General features: G+C 60.9%; 21 protein-coding genes. 10 read left to right on the top strand and 11 right to left on the bottom strand.

Features of this window, described 5'->3' with window-relative positions:
* Position 1: 1 nt before the first annotated feature.
* Together ACTJKS_RS23330 and ACTJKS_RS23325 are read left to right on the top strand one after the other, a co-directional pair.
* Positions 2-580 carry a hypothetical protein gene (locus tag ACTJKS_RS23330; RefSeq protein WP_108182956.1) on the top strand — a complete coding sequence of 193 codons (579 nt, stop codon included), beginning with the start codon at positions 2-4 and terminating at the stop codon, positions 578-580.
* 61 nt (positions 581-641) lie between these two features.
* Entirely contained in the window at positions 642-1607 is a 966-nt protein-coding gene (locus ACTJKS_RS23325; RefSeq protein ID WP_108182955.1) for a sensor domain-containing diguanylate cyclase, read from the top strand.
* A 125-nt stretch (positions 1608-1732) separates the two neighbouring features.
* Here ACTJKS_RS23325 and ACTJKS_RS23320 read toward each other — a convergent pair whose 3' ends face one another.
* The gene (locus ACTJKS_RS23320; protein WP_108182954.1) at positions 1733-2158 is read right to left on the bottom strand and encodes a VOC family protein; all 426 of its coding nucleotides are present in this window, start codon (positions 2156-2158) and stop codon (positions 1733-1735) included.
* A gap of 110 nt (positions 2159-2268) precedes the next feature.
* Between ACTJKS_RS23320 and ACTJKS_RS23315 the strand changes: the two genes are divergently transcribed.
* Entirely contained in the window at positions 2269-3132 is an 864-nt protein-coding gene (locus ACTJKS_RS23315) for a LysR family transcriptional regulator (RefSeq protein WP_440829013.1), read from the top strand.
* 43 nt (positions 3133-3175) lie between these two features.
* Here the strand turns inward: ACTJKS_RS23315 and fabI are convergent, their stop codons facing one another.
* The 8 genes from fabI to gloB form a co-directional block, all read right to left on the bottom strand.
* A complete protein-coding gene (gene fabI, locus ACTJKS_RS23310) occupies positions 3176-3970 on the bottom strand; it encodes an enoyl-ACP reductase FabI (RefSeq protein WP_003202751.1) in 795 nt (264 codons plus the stop codon).
* Between the two features lie 19 nt (positions 3971-3989).
* Positions 3990-5600, bottom strand: a complete 1611-nt coding sequence (locus tag ACTJKS_RS23305; RefSeq protein WP_262948551.1) for an ABC transporter ATP-binding protein — start codon at positions 5598-5600, stop codon at positions 3990-3992.
* Position 5601: 1 nt separating this feature from the next.
* A complete protein-coding gene (locus ACTJKS_RS23300) occupies positions 5602-6621 on the bottom strand; it encodes an ABC transporter permease (protein WP_262948552.1) in 1020 nt (339 codons plus the stop codon).
* A gap of 1 nt (position 6622) precedes the next feature.
* Entirely contained in the window at positions 6623-7696 is a 1074-nt protein-coding gene (locus ACTJKS_RS23295) for a microcin C ABC transporter permease YejB (RefSeq protein WP_041067287.1), read from the bottom strand.
* A gap of 4 nt (positions 7697-7700) precedes the next feature.
* Positions 7701-9542: an extracellular solute-binding protein gene (locus tag ACTJKS_RS23290; protein ID WP_262948555.1), complete on the bottom strand. Its 1842-nt coding sequence runs from the start codon at positions 9540-9542 to the stop codon at positions 7701-7703.
* Positions 9539-11371 carry an extracellular solute-binding protein gene (locus tag ACTJKS_RS23285; protein WP_222019088.1) on the bottom strand — a complete coding sequence of 611 codons (1833 nt, stop codon included), beginning with the start codon at positions 11369-11371 and terminating at the stop codon, positions 9539-9541. The genes ACTJKS_RS23290 and ACTJKS_RS23285 overlap by 4 nt, the downstream gene beginning before the upstream one ends.
* A gap of 280 nt (positions 11372-11651) precedes the next feature.
* Positions 11652-13118 (bottom strand): LysM peptidoglycan-binding domain-containing protein, encoded by a 1467-nt coding sequence (locus tag ACTJKS_RS23280; protein ID WP_108182949.1) that lies wholly within the window; start codon positions 13116-13118, stop codon positions 11652-11654.
* Positions 13119-13217: 99 nt separating this feature from the next.
* Positions 13218-13985: a hydroxyacylglutathione hydrolase gene (gloB, locus tag ACTJKS_RS23275; protein WP_108184405.1), complete on the bottom strand. Its 768-nt coding sequence runs from the start codon at positions 13983-13985 to the stop codon at positions 13218-13220.
* Positions 13986-14051: 66 nt separating this feature from the next.
* Between gloB and ACTJKS_RS23270 the strand changes: the two genes are divergently transcribed.
* From ACTJKS_RS23270 to ACTJKS_RS23250, 5 genes are all read left to right on the top strand, one after another.
* Positions 14052-14810 carry a methyltransferase domain-containing protein gene (locus tag ACTJKS_RS23270; protein ID WP_003224159.1) on the top strand — a complete coding sequence of 253 codons (759 nt, stop codon included), beginning with the start codon at positions 14052-14054 and terminating at the stop codon, positions 14808-14810.
* Positions 14811-14901: 91 nt separating this feature from the next.
* Entirely contained in the window at positions 14902-15363 is a 462-nt protein-coding gene (gene rnhA / locus ACTJKS_RS23265) for a ribonuclease HI (protein WP_003224162.1), read from the top strand.
* A 226-nt stretch (positions 15364-15589) separates the two neighbouring features.
* A complete protein-coding gene (gene dnaQ / locus ACTJKS_RS23260) occupies positions 15590-16348 on the top strand; it encodes a DNA polymerase III subunit epsilon (RefSeq protein ID WP_198758297.1) in 759 nt (252 codons plus the stop codon).
* A gap of 197 nt (positions 16349-16545) precedes the next feature.
* The gene (locus ACTJKS_RS23255) at positions 16546-18801 is read left to right on the top strand and encodes an Orn/Lys/Arg decarboxylase N-terminal domain-containing protein (RefSeq protein WP_182404360.1); all 2256 of its coding nucleotides are present in this window, start codon (positions 16546-16548) and stop codon (positions 18799-18801) included.
* Positions 18802-18815: 14 nt separating this feature from the next.
* Positions 18816-19430 carry a GNAT family N-acetyltransferase gene (locus ACTJKS_RS23250; RefSeq protein WP_095668978.1) on the top strand — a complete coding sequence of 205 codons (615 nt, stop codon included), beginning with the start codon at positions 18816-18818 and terminating at the stop codon, positions 19428-19430.
* Here the strand turns inward: ACTJKS_RS23250 and ACTJKS_RS23245 are convergent.
* Positions 19396-20289 (bottom strand): LysR substrate-binding domain-containing protein, encoded by an 894-nt coding sequence (locus ACTJKS_RS23245; protein ID WP_108182947.1) that lies wholly within the window; start codon positions 20287-20289, stop codon positions 19396-19398. The two genes, ACTJKS_RS23250 and ACTJKS_RS23245, sit on opposite strands and share 35 nt — an antisense overlap.
* 85 nt (positions 20290-20374) lie before the next feature.
* Positions 20375-20611 (bottom strand): hypothetical protein, encoded by a 237-nt coding sequence (locus tag ACTJKS_RS23240; protein ID WP_041067263.1) that lies wholly within the window; start codon positions 20609-20611, stop codon positions 20375-20377.
* A 183-nt stretch (positions 20612-20794) separates the two neighbouring features.
* Between ACTJKS_RS23240 and ACTJKS_RS23235 the strand changes: the two genes are divergently transcribed.
* Together ACTJKS_RS23235 and ACTJKS_RS23230 are read left to right on the top strand one after the other, a co-directional pair.
* Complete coding sequence (locus ACTJKS_RS23235) at positions 20795-21352, top strand: NADPH-dependent FMN reductase (RefSeq protein ID WP_041067261.1); 558 nt, start codon at positions 20795-20797, stop codon at positions 21350-21352.
* Positions 21353-21512: 160 nt separating this feature from the next.
* A complete protein-coding gene (locus ACTJKS_RS23230) occupies positions 21513-22796 on the top strand; it encodes an arsenic transporter (protein WP_262948559.1) in 1284 nt (427 codons plus the stop codon).
* The last annotated feature ends 138 nt before the right edge of the window (positions 22797-22934 follow it).

Raw genomic sequence — 22934 nt, 5'->3', positions numbered from 1 at the left:
GATGAAACGACATCTGCTATTGGGCACGGTGATTCTGCTCGGGCTGGGCGGCTATGCTTCGGACCTGTTCGCCGATGATCAGGAGGCGCTCAAGGCGTTCGGCACGGTGCAGAAGGTGTTCCAGAGCCCGCGTTGCCAGAACTGCCACATTCCCGGCGACTCGCCGCTGCAATTCGATGCCGGCAAACCGCACGCGATGAATGTCGTGCGCGGCATGGACGGCAAGGGTGCCGCCGGTTTGCCTTGCGCCACCTGTCATGCCGAGCGCAACCCGCCGGACAGTTATGGCCCGCATGCGCCTCCGGGGGCGCCGCACTGGAGCCTGCCACCGGCGGCGCACAAGATGGCCTGGATTGGCCTGCCGCCGGACAAGTTGTGCGCGATGATCAAGGATCGTTCCAGCAACGGCGACCGTGATTTTGCCGCGCTGATCAAACATGTCAGCGACGACAAACTGGTGCTGTGGGGCTGGAATCCCGGAGCCGGGCGCACGCCGGTGCCAGTGCCGCATGACATTTTTGTGGCCCAGTTCAAGCTTTGGGCCGATGCCGGCGGGCCGTGCCCGGTGGCGGGCGGCTGAGTGTGTGAGTCGCTGGCGATTCAAGCTACTCTAACGGTCGTTGACCCTGATGGAGTGCGTGATGCTGGCCCCGATCAAACCTGCCAATGAAGCTGTGCGAATCCAGGCATTGCACGGACTGAACGTCCTGGACTCTGCACCCGAAGAACGTTTCGACCGTTTGACGCGTCTGGCCAAACGGCTGTTCAACGTGCCGATTGCGTTGGTCACGCTGGTCGACAAGGATCGGCAATGGTTCAAGTCGTGCGTCGGCCTCGACGTCAACGAAACCCCGCGGGATGTGTCGTTCTGTGGGCACGCGATTCTTCAGGATGAATTGCTGCTGGTGCCGGATGCCAAGCAAGACAAACGCTTTCATGACAATCCACTGGTGACCGGCGAGCCGAACATCCGTTTTTACGCGGGCTACCCGCTGACCGTGCCCAACGGCAACAAGATGGGCACGCTGTGCCTGATCGACACCAGGCCGCGCGAGCTCGATGACGAGGAGCGCGGGCTGTTGCGCGATCTGGCTGGCATGGCCGAGCAGGAATTGATGGCGGTGCAGATGGCGAACATGGACGAGCTGACGCTGCTGTCCAACCGCCGTGGCTTCAAGGCCCTTGCTCAGTATGCGCTGGAGGCCTGCAAGCACCGGGACAAACCGGCGACGCTGCTGTTTTTCGATCTCAATGACTTCAAACACATCAATGATCACTATGGGCATGCCGAAGGCGACAGTGCGCTGAAGACCTTCGCCGACGTGCTGCGCATCGCTTTTCGCGAGAGCGACGTGGTCGGGCGCTTGGGCGGTGACGAGTTCGTGGCGCTGCTGACCGGCTCCAGTCACGTCGAAACCACGGCGATCATGGCGCGGCTCAAGGATATCCTCGACGAGCGCAATACGATGTTGCAACGCGGCTACGACATCCGCTTCAGCGTCGGCCAGATCGAATACGATCCACAACGCCATGACACGGTGGATCGGCTGTTGGCGGATGCTGACGAGGCGATGTATGCGCACAAGCAGGCGTTGAAACGGCGCTGATTCGGGCCTCATCGCCGGCAAGCCAGCTCCCACAGATTTCGCGGGTGCTCACAAAATCCAGCCACACCGCAGAACCTTGTGGGCGCTGGCTTGCCAGCGATAGCGTCCGGTAAGGCGCCACACTTTTATTTGGCAAACAACTGTCCGATATCCTTGAACGCCTTGAACTCCAGCGCATTGCCACACGGGTCGAACAGAAACATCGTCGCCTGTTCGCCCACCAGGCCCTGAAAGCGAATCCCCGGCTCAATCACAAATCGCGTGCCCAACGACGTCAGGCGTTCGGCCAGCGCCTGCCATTGCGCCATCCCCAGCACCACCCCGAAATGCGGCACCGGCACGTCATGCCCGTCCACGGCATTGGTGTGGGCGGCTTCATGTGCAGCGTTTTTCGGCGCCAGATGAATCACCAGTTGATGGCCGAAGAAGTTGAAGTCGACCCAGTGTGCGCTGGAACGACCTTCCTCCAGCCCGAAGACTTCGCGGTAAAAATGCCGTGCGGCGGCCAGGTCATAGACGGGGATGGCCAGATGAAAAGGGTTGAGCTGCATGGGGAATTCTCAATCAAGGGGAAGTTGTTTGAGTCTAGTGCTGTGAAAGGTGATTGAAAGACGATATTTTTTGCGCCGAGCTCAAATTATTTCGATCAGTCGAGGTGCGCATGCTGCGTGAACTGAAGACCTTTCTCGCGGTGGCGCGCCATGGCACGTTTGCCGCTGCCGGGCTGCACATCGGCTTGACGCAGTCTGCAGTCAGCGCGCAGATCCGCAATCTCGAACAGGCCTTGGGTATTCGCCTGTTCGACCGCACCGGTCGTCAGGCGACGCTCAATCCGGCCGGGCAACGCGCCGTGCCGATGGCGCAGGAAATGCTCGCGATTTTCAACCGCATGGGCGAGAGCGAGGAGGTCAGCGAGTTTCGCGGCGAGCTGAGAATCGGTGCCGTGGCCACCGCACAGACCGGGATGCTGCCTCAGGCGTTGTTGCGCTTGCGTCAGCAGGCACCGGGCGTGGAGCCGAAACTGGTGCCGGGGGTGTCGCTGAACCTGTTGAGTCAGGTGGATGCCGGGGAAGTCGATCTGGCGATCATGATCAAGCCGCCGTTCGAATTTCCCAAGGAGCTGTCGGCGCAGGTGATTCGTCGCGAACCCTTCGTTCTGATCGTGCCGACAACGGTCGAGGGCGATGATCCGCTGCAACTGCTGGCCGAATACTCTCAGGTGCGCTACGACCGCAATTCGTTTGGCGGACGACTGGTGTCGCGGTTTCTGCGTGAGCAGCGGATAGACGTCCACGTAGCGCTGGAGCTGGATGAGCTGGAAGCGATTGTGAAAATGGTCGAGTGCGGGCTTGGGGTTTCGTTGCTGCCAAGAGCCGGATTGTGGCTGGAGCACCCGTTGAGGGTGAGGGTGATCGAATTGGGTGAGTTGACGTTCTATCGCGAGATGGTGCTGTTGCAGCGTTACAGCCAGCGCAGCCAGCCGATTCAGCAGTTGTTCGCCCGTTGCCTGGAATCGCAGGCATGAAAAAGCCCGCCAATTGGCGGGCTTTTTATCGGCAGCGCGAAAATTACTCTTCGATGTTGCCCATGGCGGTGGTGTTGAAGCCGCCGTCCACGTACATGATTTCACCGCTGATGCCCGACGCCAGGTCGGAGCACAGGAAGGCGCCGGCGTTGCCGACTTCTTCGATGGTGACGTTGCGGCGCAGTGGGGTTTGCGCTTCGTTGGCGGCCAGCATTTTGCGGAAGTTCTTGATGCCCGAGGCGGCCAGGGTACGGATCGGGCCAGCCGATACGCAGTTGACGCGGGTGCCGTCCGGGCCCAGGGAACCGGCCAGGTAACGTACGCCGGCTTCCAGCGAAGCCTTGGCCATACCCATCACGTTGTAGTTCGGCATGGTGCGTTCGGCGCCCAGGTACGACAGGGTCAGCAGGCTGCCGTTGCGGCCTTTCATCATTTCGCGACCAGCCTTGGCCAGGGCCACGAAGCTGTAGGCGCTGATGTCGTGAGCGATGCGGAAACCTTCACGGGTGGTGGCTTCGGTGAAGTCGCCGTCCAGTTGGTCGCCCGGGGCGAAGCCGACGGAGTGCACGATGCAGTCCAGGCCGTCCCACTTCTTGCTCAGTTCTTCGAAGACCTTGGCGATTTCTTCATCGCTGGCCACGTCGCACGGGAAGCACAGCTCAGGGCTCGAACCCCAGCCCTGTGCGAACTCTTCAACGCGACCCTTGAGTTTGTCGTTCTGATAAGTGAAGGCAAGCTCAGCGCCCTCGCGATGCATGGCGGCAGCGATGCCGGATGCGATGGACAGCTTGCTGGCGACACCGACGATCAGTACGCGCTTACCGGCGAGAAAACCCATGTGTTGCTCCTCTTTCAGGTTATTGCGCAGTGGCTGGTGCCAGAAAAGCGGCTTCCAGCAACTGCTGTGTATACGAATGTTTGGGAGCGGCAAAGATTGCTTGCGCGTCTCCCTGTTCGACCACTTGGCCATGCTTGACCACCATCAGCTGGTGGCTCAGCGCTTTGACGACAGCCAGGTCATGGCTGATGAACAAATACGTCAGGTTGTACTTGGCTTGCAGTGAACGCAACAGCTCCACCACTTGCCGCTGCACCGTGCGGTCGAGCGCCGACGTCGGCTCGTCCAGCAGGATCAGCGCCGGTTTCAGCACCAAAGCCCGGGCAATGGCGATACGTTGCCGTTGCCCACCGGAAAATTCGTGGGGGTAGCGGTGCCGGGTTTCCGGATCCAGACCTACCTCCTTCAATGCCGCAATAATCGCCGCTTCCTGCTCGGTCGCGGTGCCCATCTTGTGAATCCGCAGGCCTTCGCCAACGATGTCGCTGACGCACATTCGCGGGCTCAGGCTGCCGAACGGGTCCTGAAACACCACCTGCATCTCCCGCCGCAACGGGCGAACCTCGTTCTGCGTCAGGCAGTCTAGCTGCTTGCCCTCAAAGCGGATCGCGCCTTTGCTGCCGATCAGCCGCAAAATCGCCAGACCCAGCGTGGATTTGCCGGAACCGCTTTCCCCCACGATCCCCAGAGTCTGTCCCTGAGGCAGGCTGAAATTGATGCCGTTCACTGCCTTGACGTAGTCCACCGTGCGTTTGAGCAGGCCTTTCTTGATCGGGAACCAGACTTTCAGGTTCTCGACTTCGAGCAGCGGCGCCCCGATTTTATTGCTCGCCGGGCCTCCGCTGGGCTCCGCGCCGAGCAATTCCCGAGTGTACGGATGCTGCGGCGAACGGAACAGCTCTGCGCACGATGCCTGTTCGACGATGCAACCGCGCTGCATGACACATACGCGATGCGCAATTCTTCGCACCAGGTTCAAATCATGACTGATCAGTAACAGCGACATGCCCAATCGAGCCTGAAGTTCCTTGAGCAAATCGAGGATTTTCAGCTGAACGGTCACGTCCAGTGCGGTGGTCGGCTCGTCGGCGATCAGCAGTTCCGGCTCGTTGGCCAACGCCATGGCGATCATCACCCGCTGGCGCTGGCCGCCGGACAATTCGTGGGGCAGGGCCTTGAGGCGTTTGTGCGGCTCGGGAATGCCGACCATCTCCAGCAGCTCCAGCGTGCGCTTGGTCGCGACTTTGCCGCTCAGGCCCTTGTGGATGCCCAACACCTCGTTGATCTGCTTCTCGATCGAGTGCAGCGGGTTGAGCGAGGTCATTGGTTCCTGAAAGATCATTGCGATGCGGTTGCCGCGGATGTGGCGAATGGTCTTTTCGCTCAGCCCCAGCAGATTCTGCCCGGCATAGTTGATGCTGCCGGCCGGATGCCGGGCCAGCGGATAAGGCAGCAGGCGCAGGATCGAGTGCGCGGTCACCGATTTGCCCGAGCCGGATTCACCGACCAGCGCCAGGGTTTCGCCGCGCTTGATGTCGAAGCTCACGCCCTCGACCACCCGGTGGACTCGCTCATTCATGCCGAACTCGACGGCGAGGTCGCGCACTTCGATCAGATTGTCCTGATTCATTTCACTTCCTCGGGTCGAAGGCATCGCGAGCGGACTCGCCGATATACACCAGCAAACTCAACATCAGCGCCAGCACCGCGAACGCGCTGATGCCCAGCCACGGTGCCTGCAAGTTGGACTTGCCCTGGGCCACCAGTTCACCCAGCGACGGGCTGCCGGCCGGCAAACCGAAACCGAGGAAATCCAGCGCGGTCAGGGTGCCGATGGCGCCGGTAAGAATGAACGGCATGAAGGTCATGGTCGAGACCATCGCGTTGGGCAGGATGTGGCGGAACATGATCGCGCCGTTCTGCATGCCCAGCGCCCGCGCCGCACGCACGTATTCGAGGTTGCGCCCACGCAGGAACTCGGCGCGCACCACATCGACCAGGCTCATCCATGAAAACAGCAGCATGATCCCCAGCAGCCACCAGAAATTCGGCTGGACGAAACTGGCGAGAATGATCAGCAGGTACAGCACCGGCAGCCCCGACCAGATTTCCAGAAAGCGCTGCCCGGCCAGATCGACCCAACCGCCATAGAAACCCTGCAGCGCGCCGGCAATCACGCCGATGATCGAGCTGAGTACCGTCAGCGTGAGGGCAAACAACACGGAAATGCGGAAGCCGTAAATCACCCGCGCCAGCACATCGCGGCCCTGATCGTCGGTGCCCAGCAGGTTGTCCGCCGAGGGCGGGGCCGGGGCCGGGACTTTCAGGTCGTAATTGATGCTCTGGTAGCTGTAGGGGATCGGCGCCCACAACACCCACGCATCCTTGGCCTTGAGCAGTTCGCGGATATACGGGCTCTTGTAGTTGGCTTCCAGCGGGAATTCGCCGCCGAAAGTGGTTTCCGGGTAGCGCTTGATCGCCGGGAAGTACCAGTTGTTGTCGTAATGCACCACGAGCGGCTTGTCGTTGGCGATCAGCTCGGCACCGAGGCTCAGGCCGAACAGAATCAGGAACAGCCACAGCGACCACCAGCCTCGCTTGTTGGCTTTGAACAGTTCGAACCGGCGGCGGTTGAGCGGGGACAGGTTCATCTCAATGCTCCCGGCTGGCGAAGTCGATACGCGGATCGACCAGGGTGTAGGTGAGGTCGCCGATCAGTTTCACCACCAGCCCCAGCAGGGTGAAGATGAACAGGGTGCCGAACACCACCGGGTAATCGCGGTTGATCGCCGCTTCGAAACTCATCAGGCCCAGGCCGTCGAGGGAGAAGATCACCTCCACCAGCAACGAGCCGGTGAAGAAAATGCCGATGAACGCGGAAGGGAACCCGGCAATCACCAGCAGCATGGCGTTGCGGAACACATGGCCGTAGAGCACGCGATTGCGCGTCAGGCCCTTGGCCTTGGCGGTGACCACGTACTGCTTGTTGATCTCGTCGAGAAAGCTGTTTTTGGTCAGCAGGGTCATGGTCGCGAAGTTGCCGATCACCAGCGCCGTCACCGGCAGTGCCAGGTGCCAGAAGTAATCGAGGACCTTGCCGCCAAGGCTGAGTTGATCGAAGTTGTTCGAGGTCAGGCCGCGTAGCGGGAACCAGTCCAGATAACTGCCGCCGGCAAACACCACGATCAGCAGAATCGCAAAGAGGAACGCCGGAATCGCGTAGCCGATGATGATCGCCGAACTGGTCCACACGTCGAAGTGGCTGCCGTGCCGCGTGGCCTTGGCGATCCCCAGCGGGATCGACACCAGGTACATGATCAGCGTGCTCCACAGCCCGAGCGAGATCGACACCGGCATCTTTTCCTTGATCAGGTCGATGACCTTGGCGTCACGGAAGAAGCTGTCGCCGAAGTCCAGCTTCGCGTAGTTCTTGACCATGATCCACAGGCGTTCCGGGGCCGATTTGTCGAACCCGTACATGTGCTCGATTTCCTTGATCAGCGCCGGGTCCAGACCTTGCGCGCCGCGGTAGGCGGAGCCGGCCACCGAGACTTCGGCGCCGCCACCGGCGATGCGGCTGGTGGCGCCTTCGAAGCCTTCAAGCTTGGCGATCATCTGCTCCACCGGGCCGCCGGGCGCGGCCTGAATGATCACGAAATTGATCAGCAGAATGCCGAACAGGGTCGGGATGATCAGCAGCAGTCGCCGAAAAATATACGCCAGCATCTGATTACTCCGTGCCCACAGGGTCGGCTTGCAGTTTGGTTTCGACTTCTATGGCGGGTTTCGCGTCAGGCTTGACCCACCAGGTGTTAATCCCGATGTCGTATTTGGGCGAGACTTTCGGGTGACCGATGTGGTTCCAGTAAGCCACACGCCAGGTCTTGATGTGCCAGTTGGGGACCACGTAGTAGCCCCATTGCAGCACCCGATCCAGCGCCCGGGCATGCGCCACCAGGCTGCTGCGTGAATCGGCGTTGATCAGGCTTTCCACCAGTTGATCGACAATCGGATCCTTCAGGCCCATGGTGTTGCGGCTGCTCGGTTTGTCGGCGGCCGCGCTCATCCAGAATTCGCGCTGCTCGTTGCCCGGCGAATTGGATTGCGGGAAGCTGCCGACCATCATGTCGAAGTCCCGTGAGCGCACGCGGTTGATGTATTGCGAAACGTCGACGCGGCGGATCACCAGATCGATGCCAAGGTCGGCCAGATTGCGTTTGAACGGCAGCAGTACGCGTTCGAATTCGGTCTGCGCGAGGAGGAACTCGATGACCACCGGTTTGCCGCTGGCGTCGACCATTTTGTCGTCGACAATCTTCCAGCCGGCCTCTTGCAGCAGTTGATAGGCCTCGCGCTGCTGGGCGCGGATCATGCCGCTGGCGTCGGTCTGGGGGGTCTCGAAGGCTTCGCTGAACACCTGCGCCGGGAGTTTGCTGCGGAACGGTTCGAGGATCGCCCGTTGTTCGGCGTCGGGCAGGCCGGTGGCGGCCATTTCCGAATTCTCGAAATAGCTGCGGGTGCGGAAGTAGGCACCGTTGAACAGCTGTTTGTTGGTCCACTCGAAATCGAACAACAGGCCGAGCGCCTGCCGCACCCGCACATCCTGAAACACTGGACGGCGCAAATTGAAAACGAAGCCCTGCATGCCGGTCGGGTTGCTGTTGGCGATCTGTTCCTTGATCAGCCGACCTTCGGTGACCGCCGGAATGTTGTAGGCGTTGGCCCAGTTCTTCGCGGTCATTTCCAGCCAGTAATCGAACTGCCCGGCCTTCAGCGCTTCGACGGCGACGGTGTTGTCGCGGTAGTAATCGGTGGTCATCACGTCGAAGTTGTAGAAGCCGCGATTGACCGGCAAATCCTTGCCCCAATAGTCCTTGACCCGCTCATAGCGCACCGAGCGCCCGGCCTTCACTTCGGCGATCTTGTACGGGCCGCTGCCCAGCGGGATTTCCAGATTGCCCTTGGTGAAATCGCGATTGGCCCACCAATGTTTCGGCAGCACCGGCAACTGGCCGAGGATCAGCGGCAACTCGCGATTGTTGGTGTGCTTGAACTTGAACAGCACCTTGAGCGGGTCTTCGGCGATGGCCTCTTCGACGTCGCTGTAGTAGCCGCGAAACAGCGGCGAACCGTCCTTGGTCAGGGTCTGGAAGCTGAACACCACGTCTTCGGCGCGCACCGGATGGCCGTCGTGAAAACGCGCTTCCGGGCGCAGGTAGAAACGCACCCAGCTGTTGTCCGCGGCTTTCTCGATCTTCGCGGCGATCAGGCCGTATTCGGTGAACGGTTCGTCGAGGCTGTGCTTGGTCAGGGTGTCGTAGATCTGCCCGACGTCATCGGCCGGCACGCCTTTGCTGATGAATGGGTTGAGGCTGTCGAAGCCGCCGAATCCGGCCTGGCGGAAGATCCCGCCCTTGGGCGCGTCGGGGTTCACGTAATCGAACTGCTTGAAGTCCGCCGGGTATTTCGGCGGCTCGTTGTACAGGGTCACGGCGTGTTGCGGGGCGGCAATCGCCAGCCCGGCGAACAGCAGACCGCTGGCCTGCAGGAGCAGGGCGCGGATGGGCGTCATTTATTGTTCTCCGAAGATTTCAGCCACCACGCGCTCAGGCCCAGGGTATAGGGCGGCGTGGTGACGAAAGCCAACCGGTTGCGGTAGGCCAGTCGGTGATAATTGAGGTACCAGTTGGGAATGCTGTAGTGCTGCCACAGCAGCACGCGGTCCAGCGCCTTGCCGGCGGCGACCTGTTCGTCGCGGGTTTGCGCGGCGAGCAATTGTTCGAGCAGGTGATCGACCACCGGGTTGGCGATGCCCGCGTAGTTTTTGCTGCCCTTGACCCCGACCTGACTGGAATGGAAGTACTGCCATTGCTCCAGACCCGGGCTGAGGGTCTGGTTGAGGGTCATCAGGATCATGTCGAAATCGAACTGGTCCAGGCGCTGTTTGTACTGGGCGCGATCCACCGTGCGCAGGCGCGCGTCGATGCCGATGCTGTTGAGGTTTTCGATATATGGCTGGAGGATCCGCTCAAGGTTCGGGTTGACCAGCAACAGTTCGAAGCTCAGCGGCTGCCCGGCAGCGTTTTGCAGGCGCTGGCCGTTGAGCTTCCAGCCGGCCTCGGCGAGCAGCGCCAGGGCCTTGCGCATGGTCTCTCGCGGGATGCCACGGCCATCGGTCTGCGGCAACGTGAACGGCTCGGTGAACAGCTTCGCCGGTAACTGATCCTTGTATGGCTTGAGCATCAGCCATTCGTGCCCGACCGGCAGGCCGTTGGCACTGAATTCGCTGTTGGGGTAGTAGCTGGTGGTGCGCTGGTAGGCGTCGCTGAACAGCGCGCGGTTGGTCCACTCGAAGTCGAACATCAGACCCAGCGCTTCGCGCACCTTGACGTCACTGAAGGTCGCGCGTCGGGTGTTCATGAACAGGCCCTGGCTCTGGGTCGGGATCTGATGCGGGATCTGCGCCTTGATCACGTCGCCACGGCGCACCGCCGGGAAGTTGTAGCCGTTGGCCCAGTTCTTCGCCTGATGCTCGATGTAGATGTCGAACTCGCCGGCCTTGAACGCCTCGAAGGCCACGTCGCTGTCGCGGTAGAACTCGACTTCCATGCGATCGAAGTTGTACTTGCCGCGATTGACCGGCAGGTCCTTGCCCCAGTAATCCTTGACCCGCTCGAAAATCAGCTGCCGCCCCGGCGTTACCGAGGTGATGCGGTACGGGCCACTGCCCAGCGGTGGCTCGAAGGTGGTGGCCTTGAAGTCGCGATCCTTCCAGTAATGCTGCGGCAGCACCGGCAGCTCACCGAGGCGCAGAATCAATAACGGATTGCCCGAGCGTTTCATCACGAAACGAATGCGCTGCGGGTTGAGGATGTCGACCCGTGAGACTTCCTGCAGGGCGGTGCGGTACAGCGGGTGGCCGTCCTTGAGCAGTGTTCGGTAGGAGAACGCCACGTCGTAGGCGGTGATCTGGGTGCCGTCGTGGAAGCGCGCTTCCGGGCGCAGATTGAACACCACCCAGCTGCGATCTTCGCTGTACTCCACCGATTGCGCGATCAGGCCATAGCTTGATGCCGGCTCGTCACCGGACGGCGAATACTGGCCGGTGCCGACCATCAGCGGCTCGTTCAGCTCATTGATGCCGTACTGCAGGAAATTCGGCGTGGTGACCGGGCTGGTGCCCTTGAAGGTGTACGGGTTGACCGTATCGAAGGTGCCGAACGCCATCACCCGCAACGTACCGCCCTTGGGCGCTTGCGGGTTGACCCAGTCGAAGTGGGTAAATCTGGCCGGGTACTTGAGCGTGCCGAACTGCGCATAACCGTGACTCTCGGTAATCGTCGCGCTTGCGGGTGAGCTCAAGGCCAGGCTGATCAGGAGCAGGAGGAGGGGACGCTTCAAGTCAGATCCGATCCAGGCGGCTTGGGCTTTGTGGGCCGTACAGTAACAGCTTGTCTGGACAGGAAAAAGATAGCGGGTTAATGGGCTGTTAATCGGCGTGCAATGCTTGCCCGGTTTGCATTGTAGCGAGGGGATTTATCCCCGATGGACTGCGCAGCAGTCCCCGTGGATTTTGGAAGGCAGGGCCCCCATCGGGGATAAATCCCCTCACCACAAGGAATCCATCAGGGACAATATTCTGGTAATAAAAAAAAGCCCCTGAATTTCAGGGGCTCTTCTGTCAGTGCGGCTGGTAAACCGTGAGCATCTGCCCAGGCTTGAGGGCCTTGCCGGCGCCCGGGTTCCAGCGCTTGAGATGCTGCATCTCGACGTTGAAACGCTTGGCCACCACGTACAGGGTGTCGCCACGCTTGACCTTGTACTGGGTCTGCTGCTGGCTGTCGGCCTTGCCTTTGGTCTTGCTGTTGGCGGCAATCACCGTGTTGACCCGGCCACTGCTGCGCGCCGGGGCGCGCTTGGTGGTGTCCTGCATCACCAGGGTCTGGCCGACCTTGAGGTTTTTGCCGGTCAGCTTGTTCCAGCGCTGCAGGTCCTTGACTTCGACCTTGTTGGCCTTGGCGATGGAGCCGAGGTTGTCGCCGCGTTTGACCCGATAGGCGCGCTTGAGCGTTGCCACCTCGGTCGGGTCGGCACCGTCGAATACCGGTTTCAGCGAACGGGGGCTGATCAGTTCTTCAGGCCGCATGGTCTGCAGACTGGCGGTCAGCAGTTGCGCCTTGGACGTCGGCACCAGCAGATGCTGCGGGCCGTCGATGGTGGTGCGTTGTTTGAAGGCCGGGTTGAGCTGGAACAGTTCGTCTTCGTCGATGTTGGCCACCGCCGCGACCTTCGACAGGTCCATGCGCTGGTTGATTTCGACGACCTGGAAATACGGTTCGTTGGCGATCGGGTTGAGGTTCACCCCGTAGGCTTCCGGGGCCAGCACCACTTGCGACAGGGCCAGCAGTTTCGGCACGTAGGCCTGGGTTTCCGCCGGCAACGACGACAGGTTCCAGTAATCGGTCGGCAGGCCGAGCTTCTCGTTGCGCTCGATGGCGCGGCTCACCGTACCTTCACCGGCGTTATAGGCCGCCAGGGCCAGCAGCCAGTCACCGTTGAACATGTCGTGCAGACGAGTCAGGTAGTCCATCGCGGCGGTGGTCGAGGCGGTGATATCGCGACGGCCATCATAGAAGCGGGTCTGGCGCAGGTTGTAGTAACGACCGGTGGACGGGATGAATTGCCACAGGCCCGAGGCGTCGGCGCGAGAGTAGGCCATCGGGTTGTAGGCGCTCTCGATCACTGGCAGCAGGGCCAGTTCCAGCGGCATATTGCGCTCTTCGAGACGCTCGACGATGTAATGAATGTAGAGACTGCCGCGTTCGCCGGCATTCTCGAGAAAAGAGGGGTTGCTGGCGAACCACAGGCGCTGTTGCTCGATGCGCGGGTTGACGCCCAGGCCGTCCTGCAGCTGGAAACCACCGCGCATGCGCTCCCAGATGTCCTGAGGCACTTGCGGGCTGGGCTTTTCGCTCAGCCAGATCGGTTTCTGCTTGGCTCGTGCAGCAATGTTCGGCGTATGGGTCGCTTCAGTCTGCGGAGCATGGCTGGAACAGCCCGCCAATGTGGCGGACACAGCCACCGCAATGGCTTGGGCCAGGCGGGTCAACGTGTCTGAATTGACGGACTTACGTATGGATGACGACATTGGCTGGAAGTAAGTTCCGGGCAAAAATGTCGGGCGATTCTAGAAAGCGCACCCCCTGCGGTCAACCATTCAGAATTTTTGTACCAGGGGGCGAGTCACTTAGAATTTATCTTTCCAGGCCCGCAGAGCCGCAAAAACCTCACTCGGCGCCCGGTTTTGAGCGCCTGCCCGTTCGTCCACTTTTTGTGTAACTAATGTTTCAGAGGTGCGCAGAAACGGATTGGTGAGCTTTTCCAGGGCCAGGGTCGAGGGCAGGGTCATCACGCCTTTTTCCCGTTGTTGAGTGACTTTTTCCAGACGGGCGGCAATGTCCGGGTTGCTCGGTTCGACCGCGGCGGCAAACTTCAGGTTGCTCAAGGTGTATTCATGGGTGCAATACACCAGCGTATCCTCGGGTAACGCGGCGAGCCGGCTGAGCGAGTGGTGCATCTGTTGCGGCGTGCCTTCGAACAGACGCCCGCAACCGGCGGCGAACAGGGTGTCACCGCAAAACAGCAGGCCGTGGTGGTAATAGGCAATGTGGCCGAGGGTGTGACCGGGCACCGCATAGACATCGAAGTCCCAGCCTAGGACGCTGACCGTGTCGTTGTCCTTGAGCGCCACATCGCGCCCCGGGATGTTTTCGCTGGCCGGGCCGTAGACTGTGGCGCCGCTCACGGCTTTCAGGCGTTCGACGCCGCCGACGTGATCGTGGTGATGATGGGTGATCAGAATGTCGCTCAGCACCCAGCCCGGATGTGCGGTCAGCCAGGCCTGCACCGGCGCGGCATCGCCCGGGTCGACCACGGCGCAGCGCTGGGTGCGGTGATCCTGTAACAACCAGATGTAGTTGTCGGTGAACGCGGGCAGGGCACTGATCTGTATCATCGTCGGAATTCGCCAAGCGGAAAACATTGGCGCATCTTAGAGCTTCTAGCGGCGTTGGAGAATGACATGACCGATAAAGCGTTCGCTCAGGCCGATCCCGACTGGCTGGCGTTGATCGGCGCGGCCCGTGAGTGGCTGGCAGGTCCCCTCGGGCAATTTCTGCTGGATGAAGAACGACGCATGCTCGAAGACGAGTTGGGGCGGTTCTTCGGCGGCTATCTGGTGCATTACGGGCCGTCGGCGCAGACCCCGCCGTCGGCGCCGCAGGTGCAGCGCAATGTGCGGCTCGGCGCGCCGTTGCCGGGGGTCGAGATCGTCTGCGAGGAACAGGCCTGGCCGTTGAGCGAGCATGCTGCTGACGTGGTGGTGTTGCAGCACGGTCTGGATTTCTGCCTGTCGCCCCACGGTTTGCTGCGTGAAGCGGCGAGCAGCGTACGCCCCGGCGGGCATCTGCTGATCATCGGCATCAACCCGTGGAGCACCTGGGGCCTGCGCCATGTTTTCGCCCACGACGCCTTGCGTCAGGCGCGCTGTATCTCGCCGTCGCGGGTTGCCGACTGGCTCAACCTGCTGGGGTTTGCGCTGGAGAAACGCCGCTTCGGGTGCTATCGTCCGCCGCTTGCATCGCCCAAGTGGCAGGCCCGACTGGCCGGCTGGGAACGCAAGGCCGGCGACTGGCAACTGTCGGGCGGTGGCTTCTATTTACTGGTCGCGCGCAAGATCGTGGTCGGCCTGCGTCCGGTGCGTCAGGAGCGTCGCGAGCCGATGGGCAAGCTGATTCCGCTGCCGATGGCCAAGGTCAACCGCCGTCGGATCGAACCGTAAACCTTCTTTTTATAGTGGCCGGACGTGCTCCGGCCGCGGCCATCGTCGATCCGCGATCGACGGGGCCAGGCATTTTTCTGGATAGAGTGGCATGAGCGAAAGCGTCGATAGCGTAGAACTGTTCACCGACGGCGCCTGCAAGGGTAACCCCGGCCCGGGCGGCTGGGGCGCCTTGCTGGTGTGCAAGGGCGTGGAAAAGGAATTGTGGGGCGGTGAAGCCAACACCACCAACAACCGCATGGAACTGCTCGGCGCCATCCGTGGCCTTGAAGCCCTGAAGCGTCCTTGCGAAGTGCTGCTGGTGACCGACTCGCAGTACGTGATGAAGGGCATCAACGAGTGGATGGCCAACTGGAAGAAACGTGGCTGGAAGACGGCGGCGAAAGAACCGGTGAAAAACGCTGACCTGTGGAAAGAGCTGGATGAGCAGGTCAACCGCCACAAGGTCACCTGGAAGTGGGTGCGCGGGCACATTGGTCATCACGGTAACGAACGGGCTGACCAATTGGCCAACCGTGGGGTGGATGAAGTGCGCGGCTACAAGCAGAGCTGATTGCAGCAGGCTCACTCCTGCCATCTGGAATGCATTCCCCTGTAGGAGCTGCCGCAGGCTGCGATCTTTTGATTTTGTTTTTTCGAAAGCAAGATCAAAAGATCGCAGCCTGCGGCAGCTCCTACAGGGTTATCGGCGCCGATCAAGCGGTGGCGGGCGACGCGCACCGTGAGCGTGTTAACATCGCCGCTTTTGTACGATTGACCCCGTTGAGAACTGAACACTGATGGCCACCAGATCCGTTGTACTCGATACCGAAACCACCGGCATGCCGGTGACCGATGGTCACCGGATCATTGAAATCGGCTGTGTCGAACTGATCGGCCGGCGCCTGACGGGCCGGCACTTTCACGTTTACCTGCAACCGGATCGCGAGAGTGATGAAGGGGCGATCGGCGTTCACGGCATCACCAACGAATTCCTCGTCGGCAAACCACGTTTCGCCGAAGTCGCCGACGAGTTCTTCGAGTTCATCAATGGCGCGCAGCTGATCATCCATAACGCGGCGTTCGACGTTGGCTTCATCAACAACGAATTTGCCTTGATGGGCCAGCACGATCGCGCTGACATCACCCAGCATTGCACCATCCTCGACACACTGATGATGGCCCGGGAACGTCACCCGGGGCAGCGCAACAGCCTCGACGCCTTGTGCAAACGTTATGGCGTCGACAACTCTGGCCGTGAACTGCACGGCGCCTTGCTCGACTCGGAGATTCTCGCCGACGTCTACCTGACCATGACCGGTGGCCAGACCAGCCTGTCGCTGGCCGGCAACGCTTCCGACGGCAATGGCACAGGTGATGGCGCGGACAACTCCGCCACCGAAATCCGTCGTCTGCCGGCGAATCGTCAGCCTGCGCGGATTATCCGGGCGACAGAAGACGAGCTGGCGGAGCACCTGGCGCGGCTCGAGATCATTGCCAAGTCGGCCGGTGGCCCGGCGCTATGGACGCAGATCGCCGAGGCTGACGCTCAGGCCTGAAAGATCAAAAGATCAAAAGATCGCAGCCTTCGGCAGCTCCTACATTGGAATGCGATCCTTGTAGGAGCTGCCGCAGGCTGCGATCTTTTGCTTTTGGCGACATGAAGCCAACTGGCCACCCTCGCCACTTTCGCTGCAACCCTCTACCCTGAGTGCATTGGCAGACATTGATCCGCCGCCTCGGGACACTGAGCCTCATGTACAAAGATTTGAAGTTTCCGGTGTTGATCGTCCACCGCGACATCAAGGCCGACACGGTCGCCGGTGAGCGTATCCGGGGCATCGCCCGGGAGTTGGAGCAGGAAGGTTTCAAGATCGTTTCGGCCATCGACTACACCGAAGGGCGGTTGGTGGCGTCAACCCATCATGGTCTGGCGTGCATGCTCATCGCTGCCGAAGACGCCAGCACCAATTCCCATCTGTTGCAAAACATGGCCGAACTGATCGGTCTGGCGCGAGTGCGAGCGCCGGATCTGCCGATCTTTGCCCTCGGCGAACAGGTCACCCTGGAAAATGCCCCGGCCGATGCGATGGCCGAACTCAATCAGTTGCGCGGCATTCTCTATCTGTTTGAAGACACCGTGCCGTTTCTCGCCCGGCAAGTGGCGCGGGCGGCGCGCAAGTACCTGGATGGCCTGCTGCCGCCTTTTTTCAAGGCGTTGGTGCAGCACACTGCCGACTCCAACTATTCCTGGCATACGCCTGGACATGGCGGTGGCGTGGCCTACCACAAGAGTCCGGTGGGGCAGGCGTTTCACCAGTTCTTTGGCGAAAACACCCTGCGTTCGGATTTGTCGGTGTCGGTGCCGGAACTCGGTTCGCTGCTCGATCACACCGGCCCGCTGGCTGAAGCCGAAGAGCGTGCGGCGCGCAACTTCGGCGCCGATCACACGTTTTTCGTGATCAATGGCACCTCGACTGCCAACAAGATCGTCTGGCACTCGATGGTTGGTCGGGATGATCTGGTGCTGGTCGATCGCAATTGCCACAAGTCGGTGCTGCACGCGATCATCATGACCGGCGCGATCCCGTTATACCTGTGCCCGGAGCGCAATGAACTGGGGATCATTGGTCCGATTCCGCTGAGCGAATTCAGTCGCGAATCGATTCAGGCGAAGATCGACGCCAGCCCGCTGACCAAGGGCCGGGCGCCGAAAGTCAAACTGGCGGTGGTGACCAATTCGACCTACGACGGCCTGTGCTACAACGCCGAGCTGATCAAACAGAGCCTGGGCAATAGCGTTGAAGTGCTGCATTTCGATGAGGCGTGGTACGCCTACGCGGCGTTTCACGAGTTCTTCGCCGGGCGTTATGGCATGGCCACCTCGCGCACAGAAGACAGCCCGCTGGTGTTCACCACTCATTCCACGCACAAGCTGCTCGCCGCGTTCAGCCAGGCCTCGATGATTCACGTACAGGATGGTGGTGCGCGGCAACTGGACCGCGATCGTTTCAACGAAGCGTTCATGATGCACATCTCGACCTCGCCGCAATACAGCATCATCGCCTCGCTGGACGTGGCTTCGGCGATGATGGAAGGCCCGGCCGGGCGCTCGCTGTTGCAGGAAACCTTCGATGAGGCGCTGAGTTTTCGCCGGGCGCTGGCCAATCTGCGCCAGCACATTGCGGCGGATGACTGGTGGTTCTCGATCTGGCAGCCGCCCGGCGTCGAAGGCATCGACCGGGTGCAGACCGAAGACTGGCTGCTGCAGCCGGACGCCGACTGGCACGGCTTCGGCGAAGTCAGTGACGACTATGTGCTGCTCGACCCGATCAAAGTGACCCTGGTCATGCCCGGATTGAATGCCGGCGGCGCGCTGAGCGAGAAGGGCATCCCGGCGGCGGTGGTCAGCAAGTTCCTCTGGGAGCGCGGGCTGGTGGTGGAGAAGACCGGGCTGTATTCGTTCCTGGTGTTGTTTTCGATGGGCATTACCAAAGGCAAGTGGAGCACGCTGCTCACCGAGTTGCTCGAATTCAAACGCAGTTATGACGCCAACGTCAGTCTGGCGAGCTGCCTGCCTTGCGTGGCGCAGCAAGACACCGCGCGCTATCGCGGCATGGGCCTGCGTGACCTGTGCGATCAACTGCACGCCTGTTACCGCAGCAACGCCACGGCCAAGCATCTGAAACGCATGTACACGGTGTTGCCGGAAATCGCCATGAAGCCAGCCCACGCCTACGATCAACTGGTGCGCGGCGAGGTCGAGGCGGTGCCGATCGATGAGCTGGAAGGACGGGTCGCGGCGGTGATGCTGGTGCCGTATCCACCAGGGATTCCGTTGATCATGCCCGGCGAGCGCTTCACCGAGGCAACCCGCTCGATCATCGACTACCTGAAATTTGCCCGCACGTTCGATAGCAGCTTTCCCGGTTTTGTCGCTGATGTGCATGGACTGCAACATGAAGATGAAGGCAATGGACGGCAGTACACCGTCGATTGCGTCAAGGAATGAGGACTTTTCCGAGTATGCAACCGGTCATGAATCCAAAATACCCAGGGCTGTCGGTGCGCGTCGCCGACGATGGTTTTGCGACGTACATCTGGGGCAGCGACTTCAGTTTCGAGGTGGCTGCGTATGGCGCGGCAGTCATTGGCCAGCCGGTCGAGCGCTGGGCGGTGACGCCGATCGTGCCGTACCGCAAGTGCTACGGCATTGATCCTGAAGAGTTCAGCAGCTATCGCGATGCCGCCGACAGCGCGATTTTCATGGCGTATCTGGATGACGAGCCGGTCGGCCATCTGGTGATCAGCACCAACTGGAACGGCTTTGCCCACATCGATGAATTGGCGGTGCACGCACCGGCACGCCGCCATGGCGTCGCCAAGGCGTTGCTGGATGTCGCGCAGTTCTGGAGTCGCAAGAAGAAGCTGCCGGGGATCATGCTCGAGACGCAGAACAATAACCTCGGTGCGTGTCGTTTGTACGAACGTTGTGGCTACGAAATTGGCGGTATCGACCATTTGCGTTATCGCGGGATAGACCCGAATACCGCCGAAATTGCGCTGTTCTGGTACCGACTGTTCGACAACCCGCTGGAAAACCCGCTCAGCTCGCCAGCATCGCCTCGGCTTGTTCCGTGACGATCGCCAGCAGCGTTTGAATCGCGGCCGGCGTGGCGTTGTGTCGGTAGCTCAGCGCATACAGGCTGATCGGCACCGCCGGTGACAACGGGCAGACGTCCAGGCCGCCCGCCCGTGCACCGAGCGCAGTAAACGGGTCGACGATGGCCAGGCCTTCGCCGGCCTCGACCATGCTGCGCATCATCTGGTGGGTTTGCACCCGGGTCTGGATGCTCGGCGCCGGGCGCAGGGCCTGGAGCTTGTTCTCCAATGCCGGACTCAGCGGGTCGTGGCCTTCAAGGCCGACCATTGCCTGGCCGGCGAGATCCTGCAGGGAAATGTACTTCTGCTTCGGTTGCAGCCAGCCGTGGGGTGCGAGCAGTTGCAGTTTGCCGTGGGCCAATGGCTGGCAGTGGATGTCGGGGTGTTCCGGATCGTGCAGGCTCAGGCCCAGATCGCTTTCGCGCAGCAGCAGGCTGCGAACGATGTCGCACGTGGGCGAGCTGAGCAAACGGCAGGGCGCGTCGGGCAAACGTCGGCGCAACAGCGCGATGCTTTGCGGCAACAGCAGTTGCGCCAGCGGCGGGGTGCCGATGATGCGCAGGGGCGGAGCGAGGTATTGCTTGAGGCTGCTGGCCAGGCGCTGCACCGGCTCCAGCGCCTGATAGACGTGAGCAATTTCCACCTGCAGCGCCCGCGCTTCGGGCGTTGATTGCAATCGACCGCGCACGCTGGCGAACAGCATGAACCCCAACTCGCTCTCGGCTTCGCGCAAACGCTCTTCGACGTCAGTCACCGGGAGCTGCAGCCATTCGGCGGCGGTGCCCAGGTGACCGGTCTGCAAGAGCGCCTGAATCACTTCGATATGACGTAAACGCATGCGTGAAGTCCATGTTCAGCAGGTGGGGTCAGTGGCTGAATCCTACCCCAAGTCTGCGCATATGACTTCTGCTCATAACGCGCGGTTATTGAGCGACGGTTGGCTCGGGTTCGCGGATCAGGGTGATGTCCGACTGAACCAGCAAAAACTCATTGTCGCTGAGCTTCTTGACTCGATCGCCAATCGCCAGTTTGTAGGTGGTGACAGGCTCCATGCCGGTGAAACCGTCTGCCGACGGGGTGGATTCCTGGAACTCATGCACGGAATAAACGCGGCCTTCCGCATCTCTTGCATGGAACTGACCGACGAGTACTGCTGCCATCTGCTTAGAACCTCTGGAGATAAAACGCTTGATTTGCGGCTTGGTAGACCGTCATCAAGCCCTGTAAGTTTTCCTGCAGGAAAAAAATAATCAGCGCGGAGGAATTTCCTGCGCACGCTGGTGAAACGGTCATCGAATCATCTATAACTACTGGCTCTTCCCACGGACAGTCGAGAGTCTTCCATGAGCAATGTCTACAACGTCGCTGTAGTCGTCGGCAGCCTGCGCAAAGCATCGATCAACCGCAAAGTCGCGCTGGCACTGGCCGAGCTGGCACCGGCGAACCTGAAACTGAAGATTGTCGAAATTGGCGATCTGCCGCTTTACAACGAAGACATCGACGGCGATTCACCGCCGGCAGCCTACAGCACTTTCCGCCAGCAGGTGGGCTCTTCCGACGCGGTGCTGTTTGTCACCCCGGAATATAACCGCTCGGTGCCGGCGCCTTTGAAGAATGCGATTGACGTGGGTTCACGGCCTTATGGCAAAAGCGTCTGGAGCGGCAAGCCGGGGGCGGTGATCAGCGTGTCGCCGGGAGCCATTGGCGGTTTTGGCGCCAACCAGCATCTGCGCCAGTCTTTCGTGTTTCTCGATGTGCCGTGCATGCAGCAGCCGGAAGCGTACCTGGGCGGCGCGGGTTCGGCGTTTGACGAGGCGGGCAAATTGAGCGAGTCGGTCAAGCCGTTCCTGCAAAATTTCATCAATGCGTATGGGAAATTTGTGGAACAACACAAAAAATAATCGGGTCAGAGCTGCGGCTTGAGAAAATCCTGTGGGAGCGAGCCTGCTCGCGAAAGGGCCATCAGCCACACCTCGTGGTGACTGACAGTCCGCTTTCGCGGGCAGGCTCGCTCCCACAGTTGTGTGGTTTGGTTTATTTCATTCATTAAGGCTGTCGCGAATGCTCGCTGCGTCACTGATCTTCCTGCTGACCATCACCCTTGTCATCTGGCAACCCAAAGGCCTCGGCGTCGGCTGGAGCGCGACGCTCGGCGCCGTGCTCGCATTGATCATCGGCGTCGTGCACCTGAGCGATATTCCGCTGGTGTGGCAGATCATCTGGAACGCCACCGGCACCTTCGTCGCACTGATCATCATCAGTCTGTTGCTCGACGAAGCGGGATTCTTCGCCTGGGCCGCGCTGCATGTGGCGCGCTGGGGGCGGGGCAGTGGGCGCAAGCTGTTTGCCTACATGGTGCTGCTCGGCGCGCTGGTGTCGGCGCTGTTCGCCAATGATGGCGCGGCACTGATCCTCACGCCGATCGTGATTTCGATGCTGCTGGCACTGCGCTTTTCCCCGGCGGCAACCCTCGCGTTCGTCATGGGCGCCGGTTTCATCGCCGACACCGCGAGCCTGCCGCTGGTGGTGTCGAACCTGGTCAACATTGTTTCGGCGGACTTCTTTCACATCGGCTTCAACCGCTATGCGGCGGTGATGGTACCGGTCAACTTCGTCAGCGTGGCCGCCACTTTGGGTGTGTTGATGTGGTTCTTCCGCCGCGACATTCCCAAGGCCTACGACCCCGAACAGCTTGAACAACCGCATACGGCGATCCATGACAAAGCCACGTTCTACGCCGGTTGGGTAGTGCTGGTGATCCTGTTGATCGGCTGCTTCTTCCTCGAACAGCTGGGCATCCCGATCAGCGCGATCTCCGCAGTCTGCGCTGCGTTGCTGCTGGGGATCGCTGCCCGTGGTCACAAGATCTCCACGCGCAAGGTACTCAAAGAAGCGCCGTGGCAGATCGTGATTTTCTCGCTGGGCATGTACCTGGTGGTCTATGGCCTGCGCAATGCCGGGCTGACCGGCTACTTGGCCGGCTGGCTGGATGTGTTCGCCGGTAATGGCGTGTGGGGCGCGGCGCTGGGCACCGGGGTACTGACAGCGCTGTTGTCGTCGATCATGAACAACCTGCCGACGGTGCTCATCGGTTTGCTGTCTATTGATGCCAGCCAGGCGAGCGGTGTGGTCAAGGAAGCGATGATTTATGCCAACGTGATCGGCAGCGACCTGGGGCCGAAAATTACCCCGATCGGCAGTCTGGCGACCTTGCTCTGGCTGCATGTGCTGGCGCGCAAGGATATCCGGATTGGCTGGGGGTATTACTTCAAGGTCGGAATTGTGCTGACGGTGCCGGTGTTGTTGATGACCTTGGCGGCGTTGGCGCTGCGGTTATCCCTTTAGACCGAGTTGGTCCCATCGCTGGCAAGCCAGCTCCCACAGGTTTTGTAATGCGGCTCAGAAAGTGAGCACACAGTAGATCCCTGGCAAGCCAGCTCCCACAGGTTTTGTGGTGCGGCTNGTGAGCACACAGAAGATCCC

Origin of the sequence: Pseudomonas sp. 22189 (assembly GCF_052045635.1) — a bacterium.
GTDB classification, from domain to species: Bacteria; Pseudomonadota; Gammaproteobacteria; order Pseudomonadales; family Pseudomonadaceae; genus Aquipseudomonas; species Aquipseudomonas parakoreensis.
This window is presented reverse-complemented; position numbering and strand designations above follow the sequence as displayed.

What these genes read in the sequence shown, in the direction of transcription:
- ACTJKS_RS23270 (WP_003224159.1), top strand. Translation starts at nt 14,052, where the DNA reads ATGACCGATAAAGCGTTCGCTCAGGCCGATCCCGACTGGCTGGCGTTG.
- gloB (WP_108184405.1), bottom strand. Translation starts at nt 13,985, where the DNA reads ATGATACAGATCAGTGCCCTGCCCGCGTTCACCGACAACTACATCTGG.
- dnaQ (WP_198758297.1), top strand. Translation starts at nt 15,590, where the DNA reads ATGGCCACCAGATCCGTTGTACTCGATACCGAAACCACCGGCATGCCG.
- ACTJKS_RS23325 (WP_108182955.1), top strand. Translation starts at nt 642, where the DNA reads ATGCTGGCCCCGATCAAACCTGCCAATGAAGCTGTGCGAATCCAGGCA.
- ACTJKS_RS23330 (WP_108182956.1), top strand. Translation starts at nt 2, where the DNA reads ATGAAACGACATCTGCTATTGGGCACGGTGATTCTGCTCGGGCTGGGC.
- ACTJKS_RS23250 (WP_095668978.1), top strand. Translation starts at nt 18,816, where the DNA reads ATGCAACCGGTCATGAATCCAAAATACCCAGGGCTGTCGGTGCGCGTC.
- ACTJKS_RS23235 (WP_041067261.1), top strand. Translation starts at nt 20,795, where the DNA reads ATGAGCAATGTCTACAACGTCGCTGTAGTCGTCGGCAGCCTGCGCAAA.
- fabI (WP_003202751.1), bottom strand. Translation starts at nt 3,970, where the DNA reads ATGGGTTTTCTCGCCGGTAAGCGCGTACTGATCGTCGGTGTCGCCAGC.
- ACTJKS_RS23300 (WP_262948552.1), bottom strand. Translation starts at nt 6,621, where the DNA reads ATGAACCTGTCCCCGCTCAACCGCCGCCGGTTCGAACTGTTCAAAGCC.
- ACTJKS_RS23230 (WP_262948559.1), top strand. Translation starts at nt 21,513, where the DNA reads ATGCTCGCTGCGTCACTGATCTTCCTGCTGACCATCACCCTTGTCATC.
- ACTJKS_RS23255 (WP_182404360.1), top strand. Translation starts at nt 16,546, where the DNA reads ATGTACAAAGATTTGAAGTTTCCGGTGTTGATCGTCCACCGCGACATC.
- ACTJKS_RS23305 (WP_262948551.1), bottom strand. Translation starts at nt 5,600, where the DNA reads ATGAATCAGGACAATCTGATCGAAGTGCGCGACCTCGCCGTCGAGTTC.
- ACTJKS_RS23280 (WP_108182949.1), bottom strand. Translation starts at nt 13,118, where the DNA reads ATGTCGTCATCCATACGTAAGTCCGTCAATTCAGACACGTTGACCCGC.
- ACTJKS_RS23245 (WP_108182947.1), bottom strand. Translation starts at nt 20,289, where the DNA reads ATGCGTTTACGTCATATCGAAGTGATTCAGGCGCTCTTGCAGACCGGT.
- ACTJKS_RS23290 (WP_262948555.1), bottom strand. Translation starts at nt 9,542, where the DNA reads ATGACGCCCATCCGCGCCCTGCTCCTGCAGGCCAGCGGTCTGCTGTTC.
- ACTJKS_RS23240 (WP_041067263.1), bottom strand. Translation starts at nt 20,611, where the DNA reads ATGGCAGCAGTACTCGTCGGTCAGTTCCATGCAAGAGATGCGGAAGGC.
- ACTJKS_RS23320 (WP_108182954.1), bottom strand. Translation starts at nt 2,158, where the DNA reads ATGCAGCTCAACCCTTTTCATCTGGCCATCCCCGTCTATGACCTGGCC.
- ACTJKS_RS23295 (WP_041067287.1), bottom strand. Translation starts at nt 7,696, where the DNA reads ATGCTGGCGTATATTTTTCGGCGACTGCTGCTGATCATCCCGACCCTG.
- rnhA (WP_003224162.1), top strand. Translation starts at nt 14,902, where the DNA reads ATGAGCGAAAGCGTCGATAGCGTAGAACTGTTCACCGACGGCGCCTGC.
- ACTJKS_RS23315 (WP_440829013.1), top strand. Translation starts at nt 2,269, where the DNA reads ATGCTGCGTGAACTGAAGACCTTTCTCGCGGTGGCGCGCCATGGCACG.